Raw genomic sequence first — 14,696 nt, 5'->3', positions numbered from 1 at the left:
CCGGACGCGACACCGCGGCGGCGGTCCCCTGAGCAGGTCTCAGGAGGCCGCCGCCTGCTGTTTGCGCAGGTAGATGGCGGTGGCCGCGGACACCTGGGCGGCCACCGCGTCGCGGATCAGCGAGGCGGCGTGGCCGACCTTGCCGTCCGGGCACTCGCGCAGCAGATGCGCGTGCACCAGCGCGTCGACGCAGCCCAGCACCTCGGTGACCGGCTGCCCGGTGAGCCCGGCCAGTTCGGCCGCGCCCAGGTCGCCGAGCACCGCGCAGACCCGCAGCAGCTCCCAGGCCAGCGGCGGCATCCACTCGGTGCGCCGCCGGGCCACCTGCATGGCCACCGCGCCGGCCACCTCGGCCGGCCGCCGGGCCACCGCCACCAGGGCCGGGATGCCACCGGTCAGGGCCGGCACCGCCGGATCGCCGAGCGGCTCCAGCTCTGCCGGGGTGAGCGGGCTGAGCCGCATCACCACCGGCGTGCCCAGCCCGGCCAGCGGGCGCCCGGACAGCTGGGACGGGTAGTCGTAGGTCAGCACGATCCGCAGGCCCGGGCAGTGCCCGCTGAGCCAGGCGAGCTCGGCGACGCTGGCCGCGTCCAGATCCCGGGCGTCGTCGACGGCCAGGTAGACGGTCTCCGGCCGGTCGAAGGTCTGCCCGATCAGCTCCAGGTCGGCCTGGCACAGCGGCTGGTCGGGCCGGGCCCGGTCGACCGCCCCGATCGCCTCGGGCGCCGCGTCCAGCGCGGTCAGCGCGCTGCGCAGCCAGGACAGGCGGAGCACGCCGACGGCCGGGCCGGCGTCGCCGATGCCGATCCGCCCGGGGGTGTGCCGGCCCAGTTCGGCCAGGAACGCCGACTTGCCGGAGCCGCTCGGCCCGACGAAGTGCACCACCGGCGGGGTGCCCGGCTCGACCATCAGCCGGATCTCGGTGAGCCGGCCCAGGAACCGCTCCCGGAGCGCCGGCTGCGGTGGCCGGGCGACCGGCGGCGCCGGCTGCGGCGTCGGGGCGACCGGCGGAACCGGGGGTGGCGTCGGGGCGACCGGCGGAACCGAGGCCGGCACGGGCGTGGTGGCCGCGGGCGGAGCCGGAACCGGGGCCGTTTCGCGGCCGGCCAGCACCGACTGCTTGATCATGGCGAGCTCGGCGGACGGGGCCACCCCGAGCTCGCTGTTGAGTACCTGGCGGCAGCGCTCGAAGATGCGCAGCGCGTCGTCCGGGCGGCCCATCGCCACCGCGGCGGTCATCGCGGCGTGGTAGCCGGACTCCAGGAACGGGTTCAGCTCGATCGCCTCGTGGGCCAGCCGCAGCGACCGCGGGGCGTCCTCGGCGAGCGCCGCGGCGGCCAGCCGGAGCAGCGCGTTGACCGCGGCGACCGAGACCTCGGCGCGCACCGGCTCGGCCCAGTCGGCGTACGGGTCCTCGGGGAACGGCAGGTGCCGGGCCAGCTCCAGGATCTGCTGGTGCACGGCCAGGTCGTCGGGTCCGAGCGAGTCCAGCCGGCGGACCAGGTGCCGCAGGTCGGCCAGGTCGAGCCCGGCCCGCGCGGTGTCGAACAGGTAGCCGCCGGAACGGGTGACGATGAACCAGCTGGCCGGCCCGCCCTGCGGCTGCAGCCGGCGGCGGATCACCGAGACGTAGTGCTCCAGCGCGCCGGCGTGGTTGCCCGGCAGGTCCTCGCCCCACACCGCGTCGGCCAGGGCGTCCTTGGACTGGATCCGGTCGTGCCGGGCGGCCAGCACGGCGAGCACCTGGCGGGCGCGGCGGGGCAGCTCGCCGGCGGGCAGGACGCCGCCGTCACCGTCGACGACGGTGAGTTGTCCCAGCACGCTGACCTGTAGCCACACGTTGTGGTGATCGCCCGAAGCGGGCCGGAGTTGAGAAACGGACCTCAGTAAGGCCAACGGAACCCCTCAGCGGCCGACTCTACGTTTCGCATCCCTGTGCAAACCCTGGGAAGAAGAGGTGTGGGATGGGCCGCGGGAATCTGAGTCGGCGCGACGTGCTCAAGGGCGCGCTCGCGCTCGGTGGCGGTGGACTGATCGTGATGACCGCCGGCGGTGAGGTGGTGGCGGCGTCGAGTCAGCTCGCCGCCAAGAACATGCCGACCCCGTTCACGAACATGTTCCGCCGCCCGCCGGTGCTGATGCCGGCCGAGGAGGGCGTGGACGACATGGGCCCGTACCAGAAGTACCGGCTCACCCAGAAGCTCGGCCGGGCCAGCATCGTGCCCGGTCTGACCACCACGATCGCCGGTTACAACGGGATCTTCCCCGGCCCCACCATGCGGGTCCGGCAGGGCACCCGGACCGAGGTCCGGATCTGCAACGCGCTCTCCGACGTGAACAAGCTCAACGGACGGCCGTTCAGCACGGTCACCCACATGCACGGCTCCGCCTCCCTGCCGCAGTACGACGGTTACGCCAACGATCAGACGAAACCCGGTCAGGTGAAGACCTACAAGTACCCGAACTGGCAGCAGGGCCGGACCCTCTGGTACCACGACCACAACCACGGGGACACCGCGCAGAACGTGTACTCCGGCCTGGCCGCCCAGTATCACCTGAAAGACCCGTACGAGACGGCGCAGTTGCCGCAGGACGAGTTCGACGTGCCGCTGATCGTCAGCGACGTGGCGTTCAACGCGGACGGCTCGGTCGCCTTCGTGCCGGAGGGCAACTCCGGCTTCATGGGCGACATCATCATGGTCAACGGGGTGCCGTGGCCGAAGATGAAGGTCAAGCCCCGGGTGTACCGGTTCCGGGTGTTGGCCGCCACCATCTCCCGGTCGTTCCGGTTCGCGCTGAGCACCGGCGACCCGTTCTACATCGTAGGCAACGACGCCGGCATGACGCCCAAGGTGAACGCGGTGCAGTCCTGGCGGCAGGGCGGGGCCGAGCGGTACGAGGTGCTGATCGACTTCCGGAAGTACAAGCCGGGCACCAAGGTCGACCTGCAGAACCTGAGCAACAAGAACAACGTCGACTTCGCCAACACCGGCAAGGTGATGCAGTTCGAGGTGGTCGCGGACAGTGGGCCGGCCGACACGTACAAGATCCCCTCGACTCTCGACCTCGGTCCGCAGCCCTTCGCGAACCGCGGGGCGATCGAGGTCAACAAGCTGAAGCCGGAGATGGCCACCGCGCGGCGCCGGCTGCGGGTGGAGCGCAAGCAGGGCGAGTGGACCGTCAACGGGGAGACCTGGGCGGACGTCGAGGCCTCCAACTTCACCCGGATCCTGGGCAACCCCAAGCCGTACGACGTGGAGATCTGGGACCTGGTCAACGAGTCGGGCGGCTGGTACCACTCGTTCCACATCCACCTGATCGACGCCCAGATCATCGGGCGCAACACCACCGCCGACGGTAAGGCGCATCCCTGGGAGGGTGGCGGCAAGGACGTCTTCTACCTGGGCGAGAACGAGACGGTCACCGCGCTGATGCAGTTCACGACGGGGGACGGCAACGCCGGTGGCCGGTACATGACGCACTGTCACAACCTGGTGCACGAGGACAGTGACATGATGATCCAGTTCGCGGTCGGTGACCTGGAGACGAACAACCCGATCATGATGGATCCGCCGCGGCCGGAGACCGAGGCCGAGATGCCCGCGGTCTACGCTCCGAGCTACCCGCTGGGCACCTGATGGTCGCCAAGCTCCGCGGACCGGCGCTCAGCCTGCTGCTGGTGCTCGCCGCGTTCACGGTCGCGGCCTGGTCGGGCGGCTGGTTCGCCACCCGGCCGCCCGGGTCGCCGGCCGCGGCCGCGGTGATCAGCGACGACGCCGGCGACGAGATCGCCACCACCACCTTCGACGGGCCGATGGTGCGCAAGCGGGCGGCGCTCGCCGTGCACCCGGCCAAGGGCGCCGACCGGGCGCACATCGCGGCCGAACTCCGGACGGCGGCGACGGCCGCGGGGATCGGTGAGCTGACCGACGCGACGTTCGCCGTGTTCAGCGCCGACCTGCTGCGATATCTGGTGCCGGAGGTGACCCTGGTGCTGCCCGAGGGGATCACGGTGCAGCGGGCCGAGGCGTTCATGCGGGACCACCAGCCGGACGACGTGGCGTTCTACGTCGCGCAGACGGTGCTGGTGCACGACGTGACCTTCGCGGTGGTGACCGGCGGGGTGGCGCCGGCCGAGGCGCAGCGGCGGGAGGACGCCGAGGGCATCCTCAGCGACTCGCTGAACCACTACGTGACCACCGTGCAGCCGGCCGGGCTGACCGTGCGCTACTTCGGGGCGCTGCTCAGCGACGGTCAGATCGGGGCGGTGCGCACGGCGATGGCCCGGGCGGCCGGGACGACGGCGGATCGGGTGAGTGTGGCGGCCAGCGAGCCGGGGGCCGGCGTGGACCTGTCCGGCGGCCTGCCCGACCTCGACGCACAGGCGGAGCATCACGGACATTAACCCCATGATGTCGTACGGCGGCAATCGGATGTTGATCTTGATAGATCGGCTTCAGCTCGGCTAAAGCTGGACCTCAGCCGCCCATCCCAATATGTACGAAATTCCCGTGCTAAACGGGCATCGTTCCGGGAGGGCAAGCTTGCTGAAGCCGAAGCTCCGTTCCGTCGGCGTCGCGCTGGCGGTGCTGGTCGCCGTGATCATCACGGCGCCGGCCGCCGCCGTGGCCGCCCCGATCGGCCAGGGGTTCACCGTGACCCCGGCCGACCTGGCCTACATCCTGCAGCAAATCAAGATCGCTGAGGCGCACGTGGCCGGCACCACCAGCGCGACCGGACCGTGCGGCGCGCTGGCGATCGGCCCGCTGCAGCCGTTCGGCCTGCGCACGGTCGACGGCTCGTGCAACCACCTCGGCAAAGGTCAGGAGCTCTTCGGCGCGGCCGACCGCAGCTTTCCGCGACTCGTCCCGGCCCAGCTGCGCCCCGGCTACACCGGCCGGAACGCGACCGACGCCGCCCCGCGGCAGATCAGCAACCTGATCGCCGACCAGAGCCGGGCGAATCCGGCGGCGGTCGCGGCGGCCCACGGCGGCGACCCGGCGGCCGGCATCCCGAACGTCACCCCGGACGCCGGCCTGTCCGCGCCGTACAACTCCTGGTTCACCCTCTTCGGGCAGTTCTTCGACCACGGCGTCGACCAGACGGTCAAGGGCGGCGGCGCGGTGATCATCCCGCTCGCCGCCGACGACCCGCTGGTGATCAGCGAGAAACTGCCGCCCGGCCTGCGGTTCATGATCCTCTCCCGGGCCGCCGGGGCCGGCGACGCCAAGAACACCGACACGCCGTACGTCGACAACTCGCAGACCTACTCGTCGCACGCCGCCCACCAGGTCTTCTTGCGCGAGTACGACGAGCGCGCCCAGGACACCGGCCGGCTGCTCAGCGGTGCCGCCGGTGGCCTGCCCACCTGGGACGACGTGCGGCGCCAGGCCCGCGACGTGCTCGGCCTGCAGCTGAGCGACACGGACGTGCTGAACGTGCCGGCGGTGCTGGCCGACGCGTACGGCGACTTCGTCCCCGGGCCGGCCCGCGGCCTGCCGCAATACGTGACCGCCAGCGGACTGGTCGAGGGGGACACCGCGGCCCCGGTCGCCGTGCCGGCGAACGTGCTGCATTTCGACACGCCCTTCCTGGCCGACATCGCGCACGCCGCCGACCCGTCCCAGCCGGGCTACGACCCGGCCCTGCTCGGCCGGCACTACGTGGCCGGGGACGGCCGGGTCAACGAGAACATCGGGCTGACCGCGATCCACCAGATCTTCCAGTCCGAGCACAACCGCCTGGTCGGCGACATCCAGCGGGTCGCCGCCGAGGCCGGGACCGGCGCCGAGTGGACCGGTGAGCGGCTCTTCCAGGGCGCCCGGTTCATCAACGAGATGGAATACCAGCACCTGGTCTTCGAGGAGTTCGCCCGCAAGATCCAGCCGGCGATCGACCCGTTCGCCGGCTACCAGGAGCAGATCGACCCGGCGATCACCGCGGAATTCGCGCACGCCGTCTACCGCTTCGGCCACTCGATGCTGACCGAGACCATCGCCCGCACCACCGCGGACGGCGGCGACGACTCGATCCCGCTGCTCGACGGCTTCCTCAACCCGGACGCGTTCACCGACCACGGGACGCTCAGCCCGGAACAGGCCGTCGGCGAGCTGGTCGACGGGATGGCCGCGCAGACCGGTAACGAGATCGACGAGTTCGTCACCGACACGCTGCGCAACAAGCTGCTCGGGCTGCCCAGCGACCTGGCCGCGATCAACATCGCCCGGGGCCGGTCCGAAGCCATGCCGTCGCTCAACGCCTTCCGGCGCGGCGTGCGGCTCACCCCGTACGTCAACTGGGCCGACTTCGGCGAACACCTGCGACACCCCGCGTCGCTGGTCAACTTCATCGCCGCGTACGGCAACGACCCGTCGATCCGGGCGGCGGACACCGTCCCCGCGAAGCGGGCGGCCGCCCAGGCGTTGCTGAACTCGCCGGACTTCCTCTACGCCCCGGCCGCCACCACCGGCGTCGACGACATCGACCTGTGGATCGGCGGGCTCGCCGAAGCCGCCGTCCCGTTCGGCGGACTGCTCGGCAGCACCTTCAACCACGTGTTCGAACGGCAGCTGACCGCCCTGCAGAACGGCGACCGCCTCTACTACCTGGCCCGGACCGCCGGGATGAACCTGCGCACCCAGCTCGAAGGCAACACCTTCGCCGAGCTGATCATGCGGAACAGCACCGTCCGGGGGCTGCGGGCGGACACCTTCGCCACCACCGACTGCACCTACGACCTGACCCGGCTCACCTTCGCCGGCAGCCGCGTCCTCGACGACCCGGCCTCCGCCTGCGACGAATCCGCCCAGCTGCTGCGCCTGCCGGACGGCACCGTCACGCAGCGCGCGAAATCCAAGGCCCAGTCCCTCTGGCTCGGCGGCGAGGACACCGACCGGGTCGGCGGCGGCATCGACGACGACACCGTGTGGGGCGCCGAGGGCGACGACGTTCTCGACGGCGGCAGCGGCAACGACGTGCTGATCGGCGGCGAGGGCGACGACATCCTCACCGACCCGGCCGGCAACGACATGCCCCGCGGCGGCCCCGGCGACGACGCCATCGACGCCGGCCCCGGCACCGACGTGGTGCTCGGCGGCGACGGCCACGACTTCACCGACGGCGGCGCCAACGGTGACGAGACCTTCGCCGGTGAAGGCGACGACCTGATCTACGCCGGCGACGGCGCCGACACCGCGCAGGGCGACGCCGGCGACGACTGGATCGAAGGCGGTGACTCCGCCGACACGCTGCACGGCGACAGCGCCAACCCGTTCCCCCTCGACGACGCCAACCGGGCCGGCAACGACGTGCTGCTCGGCGAGGGTGGCGACGACGACTACGACATGGAGGGCGGCGACGACATCGGCGTCCAGGGACCCGGCGTCGACCGCTACCGGGGCGGCACCGGATACGACTGGTCCGTCGCCGACCCGGCCGACCCCCAGCCGATCGACGCCGACCTGCTGCGCAACCTGGCCGAACCGGTCACCGCCGACACCCAGGACCGCTACCGCGAGGTCGAAGCGCTCTCCGGCGGCGCCGGCAACGACGTCCTCCGCGGCGACGACGTGGTGCCGACGCAGTCGCCACTGCTCGGCTGCGACGCGCTGGACGCCGCCGGAATCGCCCGGATCCCCGGACTCGACCGGATCGTGCCGGCGCCGCTCACCCCGCAGTCGGTGGTCACCAACCGCACCGGGCAGCCCTGTCACCTGCAGGGCAACGTCTGGGGAGCGGGCAACATCCTGCTCGGCGGCCCCGGCGACGACACGCTGCAGGGGCGCGGCGGCGACGACGTCATCGACGGCGACCGCTACCTCACGGTCCGGCTCGTGGTCCGCGACGCCGACGGGCACGAGATCCGCTCGGCGCACTCGATGCGCGACCTCGAAGCCGACGTCCTCACCGGCACCATCAAGGTCAAGGACATCGCCTTCGTCCGCGAGATCGCGACGGCGCCCGGCGTCGACACGGCCGTGTACAGCGGCGACCGGGCCGCCTACGCGATCACGCCGGTGACCGGCGGCCTGCAGGTGTCCGGGCCGGACGGCACCGACCTGGTCCGCAACGTCGAACGGCTGCAGTTCGGCGACCAGACCGTGGACGTGACCGGGCTCCAGGCGTACCTCGGAGTGTCGGCGTTCGCCGGGGCGGGGGCGGCAACCGTGCTGATCACCGTGCCGGAGGGGGCGTCGGTGAACGGGCTGACTCTGGAGCGGACGTCCAGCGAGGGGGTGGTGCGGACGTCGTTGGCGGCTTCCGCCCGCAGTGTGGTGGTGGCCGGGTTGACGGCGGGGGTGGCTTACACGTTCCGGGTGCGGGCGGAGAGCGCTGCGGGGAGTGGCGCGTTCAGTGCGCCGTCGGATCCGGTGACGCCGGATGCCGCGTCCGCGGACCCGTCGGGGGCGGGTGCTCCGGGGACCGGTGGTCCTACGACCGCTCCTGGCACGGCTGTTCCTACGATCGCGGTGCCGACGACCGCTCCTGGGGTCGGTACTCCCACTGTCGCCGTTCCCACGGTTGCCGTTCCTACGATTGCCGCTCCTACGGTCGCGCCTCCGGCGCCGACGAATCCCGCGCGGCCGGTGATCCCGGTGGCTCCGGACGCTCCGCGGATCGGCCTGGCGACCGCCGGCGACGAGAGTGCGACCGTCCAATGGACAAAGCCGGTCAATGATGGCGGAAGCCCGATTTACGGGTATGAAGTTCAAGCCCTCGATGACCAGACCGGCATCGTCGTGGGCGTGGACGCCGCCGACGCCAACGCCACCTCCCTCACCATGACCGGCCTCACCAACGGCCAGCCCTACGCTTTCTGGGTCCGCGCCGTGAACGCCGCCGGAGCCAGCGACTTCTCCGCCATCTCCAACCGCGTGATCCCCGGTCCCGCCGGCGGTGCCGGCGCCCCGTCGGGCGGTTCGTCCGGCGGTGCGGGTTCCTCGGGCGGTGCCGGTTCGTCCGGCGGTGCCGGTTCGTCCGGCGGTGCGGGTTCGTCGGGCGGCTCGGGCTCGGCGGGTGGTTCCGCCGGCGGATCCTCCGGTGGCTCTTCCGGTGGCTCTTCCGGCGGGTCGTCGGGTGGCGGCACGCCCGGTGGTTCCGGAACGACGCCTCCGTCGACCGGTCCCGGCACGCCGGCCGGCCCGGCCGACCCGTCGACGACCGAGCGCACCGTTCCCGGAGCTGCCCGGATCGGCACCCCGGTCGCCGGCAACGCGCTGGCCGTGGTTCGCTGGACCGCCCCGGTCAGCAACGGCGGCTCGCCGATCCTGCGCTACGAGATCCGTGTCCTGGACTCCAGGAATCGGCAGGTCGGAACGCTCCGGGACGCTGACGCCACCGCCGCCGCCCAGACAGTGAAGTCCCTGGTGAACGGCACTTCGTACCACTTCCGGGTCCGAGCCGTGAACGAACTCGGCGCCGGCCCGTGGTCCGGATCGAGCGGCGCGGTCGTCCCGCGGACCACCCCGCCCGCCCCGCGCTCACTGACCGCCACACCCGGAAAGGCGGGTGGCGCCGGCACCACCGTCCTGCGCTGGACGCCGCCGTCCTCCACGGGGGGTGCCCCGATCACCGGGTACCGCCTCACCGTCCAGCGTCTGACCGGCAAGGGGAAGCCCACCGGCGCCTCGGTGACGTTCGCCTTCTCCGGCTCCGTCAGGTCGGCGACGTTCACCGCCCCTGGCGGTGTCCCGGCCGGAACCCGGTACCGCTTCACCCTGCGCGCGGTGAACACCGCCGGCCAGGGTCAGGCCCGCTCGGTCCTCGGTTCGGTCCGCTGACCCGGCGCATTACGCAGAATCACCGTGAGGCCGGCACCCGCACCGGGGCCGGCCTCGCGGCCTGAGCGACCCCCTTCGCCAACCATCAGAATGCCCCGACACCGTCGGCAGCGCTGCGCCGGCGCCTCCGCCACCACCGAAGCGAACTCCAAGGTCAACTCCAACACCCGGTCCCGGGCAGCCCGCGGGCACCAAGGGCGCGGTGGCCGGAGCATTCAGCGGGTTTCCGTGACCAACCGCGGATGTGGAAGGGTGCGGCGATTGTCCTGGACGCGCCAGCGGCCAAATCGCCGTGCCCACTCGCCCCCGATGGGCGACGATCGGTTATCGGCCGCAGCGCATGACATCAAGATCTTCGCTATCGATCTTCGATGTTGGTTTCAGCGTCGTTCCCCAGCCCTGTCGCGTGGCGGAGAAGGCAATGTCGCTCGTCGAGGAGGCGGCCTTCCGCGGCCGGGGAGAATGGCGGCCCGGGAAGCCCCGAGCCGCCATGATCGCCACCGTGGGAACTATTCCGGAACCCGCCGGTAAGCGCCGTCGCTCGCGCTGGTCGCCATCGATGCGTAGGCGCGCAGCGCCGCCGAAACCGGCCGCTGACGGTCGACCGGCGAGTACGGCTTGGGCCGCCGTTCCTCCTGGTGCCGCCGCTGCGCCAGCGTCTCGTCGTCGACGTTCAGGGTGATGCTCCGCCCCGGGATGTCGATCGTGATCTCGTCGCCGGTCTGGACCAGTGCGATCAGTCCGCCGCCGGCCGCTTCCGGGGAGACGTGGCCGATGGACAGGCCGGAGGTGCCGCCGGAGAAGCGGCCGTCGGTGATCAGCGCGCACGCCTTGCCGAGGCCGCGGCCCTTGAGGAAGGACGTCGGGTACAGCATCTCCTGCATGCCGGGACCGCCACGCGGACCCTCGTAGCGGATGATCACGACGTCGCCGGCGACGACCTCCTTGCCGAGGATGCCGGTGACCGCGTCGTCCTGGGATTCGTAGACCCGGGCCGGGCCGGTGAATTTCCAGATGGACTCGTCGACGCCGGCGGTCTTGACGACGCAGCCGTCCGGGGCGAGGTTGCCGAAGAGGATGGCGAGGCCGCCGTCGACGGTGTACGCGTGTTCGACGGACCGGATGCAGCCCGCGGCCGCGTCGGTGTCCAGGGTGGCCCAGCGGTTGGTGGTGCTGAACGGCTCGGTGGTGCGCACCCCGCCGGGGGCGGCGTGGAACAGCTCCAGCGCCTCGGGGGTGGGCGACCCGCCGCGGATGTCCCAGTCGGTGAGCCAGGCGTCCAGGGACGGAGCGTGCACGGCGCGGACGTTCGTCTTCAGGGAGCCGCCGCGGTGCAGCTCGCCGAGCAGCGCGGGGATGCCACCGGCCCGGTGCACGTCCTCCATGTGGTATTTCGGGCTGTTCGGTGCGACCTTCGACAGGCAGGGCACCCGACGGGAGATCGCGTCGATGTCCGCGACGCTGAAGTCGATCTCCGCCTCCCGGGCGGCGGCCAGCAGGTGCAGCACCGTGTTGGTGGAGCCGCCCATCGCCACGTCCAGCGCGACCGCGTTCTCGAACGCGTCCCGGCTGGCGATCGAGCGGGGCAGCACCGACGCGTCGTCCTTCTCGTAGTACTCCTTGGCGATCTGCACGATCAGCCGGCCGGCCTCGGTGAACAGCGCCTTGCGTGAGGCGTGCGTGGCCAGCGTGGAGCCGTTGCCGGGCAGGGACAGGCCGATCGCCTCGGTCAGGCAGTTCATCGAGTTGGCGGTGAACATGCCGGAGCAAGAGCCGCAGGTCGGGCAGGCCGACCGCTCGATGGTGTCCAGCTGGGCGTCGGTGACGTTGTCGTTGGCGGCGGCGCTCATCGCGTCGACCAGGTCCAGCTTCTCGTGGACGATGCCCTCGATGGCGACCGTCTTGCCGGCCTCCATCGGGCCACCGGAGACGAACACCGTGGGGATGTTGAGCCGCAGCGCGGCGATCAGCATGCCGGGGGTGATCTTGTCGCAGTTCGAGATGCAGACCAGGGCGTCGGCGCAGTGCGCGTTCACCATGTACTCCACCGCGTCGGCGATCAGCTCGCGGCTGGGCAGCGAGTAGAGCATGCCGCCGTGACCCATCGCGATGCCGTCGTCGACCGCGATCGTGTTGAACTCGCGGCCGACGCCGCCGGCCGCGGCGATCGACTCGGCGACCAGGCCGCCGAGGTCCTTGAGGTGCACATGCCCGGGTACGAACTGGGTGTAGCTGTTGGCGATGGCGACGATCGGCTTGCCGAAGTCGTCGTCGGTCATGCCGGTGGCGCGCCACAGGGCGCGGGCACCGGCCATCGTCCGACCGTGGGTCGAGGTCCGGGAGCGCAGCTCAGGCATTTCCCCATAGTGCCACCGAGCAGGGCCGCGACGGCCAGCGACGTCCACAGCGCGGGACGCGAACCCTTCCGTGATCGATGAAGATCCGGCAGAGTGGCAGCGTGCACTCACCGTCCGGTATGGAGCTGGCGGGCCTCGCGGGCCTGCTGGCCGCCGTCCCGGCGGTCGCCCTGCTCGGGCGCTCCGGCCGCCGCCACACCGGGGACGCCCGCCGGGCCCACCTGCTGCTCGCCGGCGGTGGCGCGCTGATCACCGCGGCCGCCCTGGCCGGGATGGCCACCGCGCTGCTCACCGAGCACCACCACGGCCTGGCCAGCCGGACGCTGGCCACGCTGATGGCGATCGGCATGGGATGCGGCACGCTGACCCTGCTGGCCGGCACGGTGGCGCTGCCCGGCGCGGCCCGCGGCCCGGCCGCCGCGCTGCGGCACGTGCTGGACGGGCTGGTGATCGCGGCCGCGGTCTGGTTCGTCGGCTGGGTGCTGATCGTCCGCCCGACCCACCTGCTGGGCGCCGCCACGCCCTACGAGTGCGTCGCGGTGATCCTGCCGGCCGGGCTGGCGGTGGCCGGCCTGGGCCTGACCGGGGTGCTGGCCCTGCACGCGCACCGGCCGCGGCGGCACAGCGTGTGGGTGGGCGCCGGGGTGAGCCTGACCGCCGCGGCCTCGGCCGGGGTGTCCAGCGGTGTCTGCCGGCGGGGTGACGAGCTGGTGCTGAGCTCGGTGCTGCTGCTCAGCGCCGGGCTGTTCCTGATCGCCGGCGCGGTGCGGGCCGCCGACCGGCCGGTGCGGGTGACCGGCGACGTGCTGGAGCGCGGCGGGGCGTACGCGGTGGTTCCGATGATCGGCGTGGTCGGCGCGCTCGGCTATCACCTGACGCGCGGCGGGACGCTCGACGCGTACGGCTATTTCGGCCTCAGCGTGGAGGGCCTGGCCCTGGTCGCACGGCAGTTCCTGGCCCTGGACGACGTCCGGCGCTACACGGTCCAGCTGCGCCAGCGGGAGAAGCACTTCCGCGACCTGGCGCACACCGATCCGCTGACCGGCCTGGCGAACCGGCGCGGCCTGCAGCTGGCGCTCCGGGAGGGCGACCGGTGCAGAGCCCTGATCGGCATCGACATGGACGGCTTCAAGACGGTCAACGACCTGCGCGGGCACGACGTCGGTGACGCGGTGCTGGCCGAGGTCGGCGCCCGGCTCAAGCGCAACCTGCTGACCGGTGACGTGGCGGCCCGGCTGGGCGGCGACGAGTTCGCGGTGCTGATGCGCGCCGAGCCGGAGGAGGCGGTGCTGGCCGCGCACCGGCTGCTGGCCGTGCTGGGCGAGCCCTACGAGGTGGACGGCGGTCAGATCTTCCTGTCCGCGAGCGTCGGCGTGGCCAGCACCGGTGAGCTGCTGCACGACGCCGACCTGGCGCTGCGCTACGCCAAGCAGCGCGGCAAGAACCGGGTCGAGCAGTACCAGGCGGGGTACGACGAGCTGCTGCGCCGGCGCGGCACGCTGACCGGCGAGCTGCGCCACGCGATCGACCGCGATCAGCTGCGGCTGGTCTTCCAACCGGTGGTGGCGTTGCCGTCGATGCGCCCGGTGGGCGCCGAGGCGCTGCTCCGCTGGACGCACCCGGAGCTGGGACCGGTCCGCCCGGACGAGTTCATCCCGGTGGCCGAGGAGTCCGGGTTGATCAACCGGATCGGCGCCTGGGTGCTGGAGAACGCCTGCCGGCAGCTCGCCGACTGGCTGGCCGCCGGGCACGACATCTGGATGTCGGTGAACCTGTCGCCCAAGGAACTGCACAACGCCGACTACGCCGGGCAGGTCGCCGAGATCCTGGCCGACCTGGGTGTCCCGCCGCAGCGGCTGGTGCTGGAGGTGACCGAGCACGCGGTCGCCACCGACATGGAGGAGCTGGTCCGCCGGCTGGCCGAGCTGCGCGCGACCGGGGTGCGGATCGCGCTGGACGACTTCGGTGCCGGCTATTCGTCGCTCACCCAGCTGCGCACCCTGCCGGTGGACATCCTGAAGATCGACCACGCGCTGGTGGCCGAGCCGGAGTCGCGGACCGGCACGGCGGCGCCGCTGGTCGACGTGGTGGTCCGGCTGGGGCACCGGCTGGGGCTGGAGGTGCTGGCCGAGGGGATCGGCACGCCGGCCCAGCGCGAGGTGGTGGAGGAGGCCGGCTGCCGGCTCGGCCAGGGCTCGCTGTTCGGCTGGGGGGTGCCGGCCGAGCACTTCGAGTCGCGGCTGCGCACCATGCGGCCGAGCGGTCCGCGGCCACTGCCGGCGCCGCGTTCCGGCCCGCCGAAGAATGCGGCGGCGCGCAGCCAGGTGGTCCGCCTCGGCCCGGGAATGCGGCAGCTCAGAGCGTTGCTGCCGACCGATCCGGAGTTCGCGGCGCGGGTCGCCGATCAACTCGATGATCAAAATGTGGGATCAGTTGACTCAGGCCGTGAGATGGGGCAAGGTTAGTCGCATGTGCTTCGCGTCCCGAGTACTTCTCTAAGCGCACCACTCCTCACGAGGAGGGTGCGCTAGGTCCCGTGCATTCGCACGAGGACCTTTTT

General features: G+C 72.1%; 6 protein-coding genes. 4 read left to right on the top strand and 2 right to left on the bottom strand.

Annotated features, from left to right (window positions below; all coding sequences use genetic code 11):
- Window positions 1-39 precede the first annotated feature (39 nt).
- Entirely contained in the window at window positions 40-1,839 is a 1,800-nt protein-coding gene (locus ACSP50_RS36345) for a BTAD domain-containing putative transcriptional regulator (RefSeq protein WP_043512873.1), read from the bottom strand.
- 125 nt (window positions 1,840-1,964) lie between these two features.
- On the opposite strand from ACSP50_RS36345, the gene ACSP50_RS36340 reads away from it, so the two are divergent.
- The 3 genes from ACSP50_RS36340 to ACSP50_RS36330 all read left to right on the top strand — a co-directional run bounded on the left by ACSP50_RS36340 (window position 1,965) and on the right by ACSP50_RS36330 (window position 9,779).
- On the top strand, window positions 1,965-3,638 hold the full coding sequence (locus ACSP50_RS36340; RefSeq protein WP_014694317.1) for a multicopper oxidase family protein: 1,674 nt from the start codon (window positions 1,965-1,967) through the stop codon (window positions 3,636-3,638).
- The gene (locus ACSP50_RS36335) at window positions 3,638-4,405 is read left to right on the top strand and encodes a hypothetical protein (protein WP_014694316.1); all 768 of its coding nucleotides are present in this window, start codon (window positions 3,638-3,640) and stop codon (window positions 4,403-4,405) included. Before ACSP50_RS36340 ends, ACSP50_RS36335 begins: the two co-directional genes overlap by 1 nt.
- A 139-nt stretch (window positions 4,406-4,544) precedes the next feature.
- Window positions 4,545-9,779 carry a peroxidase family protein gene (locus tag ACSP50_RS36330; RefSeq protein WP_014694315.1) on the top strand — a complete coding sequence of 1,745 codons (5,235 nt, stop codon included), beginning with the start codon at window positions 4,545-4,547 and terminating at the stop codon, window positions 9,777-9,779.
- 509 nt (window positions 9,780-10,288) lie between these two features.
- Here ACSP50_RS36330 and ilvD read toward each other — a convergent pair.
- Window positions 10,289-12,136 carry a dihydroxy-acid dehydratase gene (gene ilvD / locus ACSP50_RS36325; RefSeq protein WP_080128134.1) on the bottom strand — a complete coding sequence of 616 codons (1,848 nt, stop codon included), beginning with the start codon at window positions 12,134-12,136 and terminating at the stop codon, window positions 10,289-10,291.
- Window positions 12,137-12,213: 77 nt separating this feature from the next.
- Between ilvD and ACSP50_RS36320 the strand changes: the two genes are divergently transcribed.
- Window positions 12,214-14,601, top strand: a complete 2,388-nt coding sequence (locus ACSP50_RS36320; protein ID WP_014694313.1) for a bifunctional diguanylate cyclase/phosphodiesterase — start codon at window positions 12,214-12,216, stop codon at window positions 14,599-14,601.
- Window positions 14,602-14,696 lie beyond the last annotated feature (95 nt).

This window comes from Actinoplanes sp. SE50/110 (genome assembly GCF_900119315.1).
Lineage (GTDB): Bacteria > Actinomycetota > Actinomycetes > Mycobacteriales > Micromonosporaceae > Actinoplanes.
The sequence above is the reverse complement of the archived record's forward strand: the minus strand, read 5'-3'. Positions and strand labels throughout refer to the sequence as shown.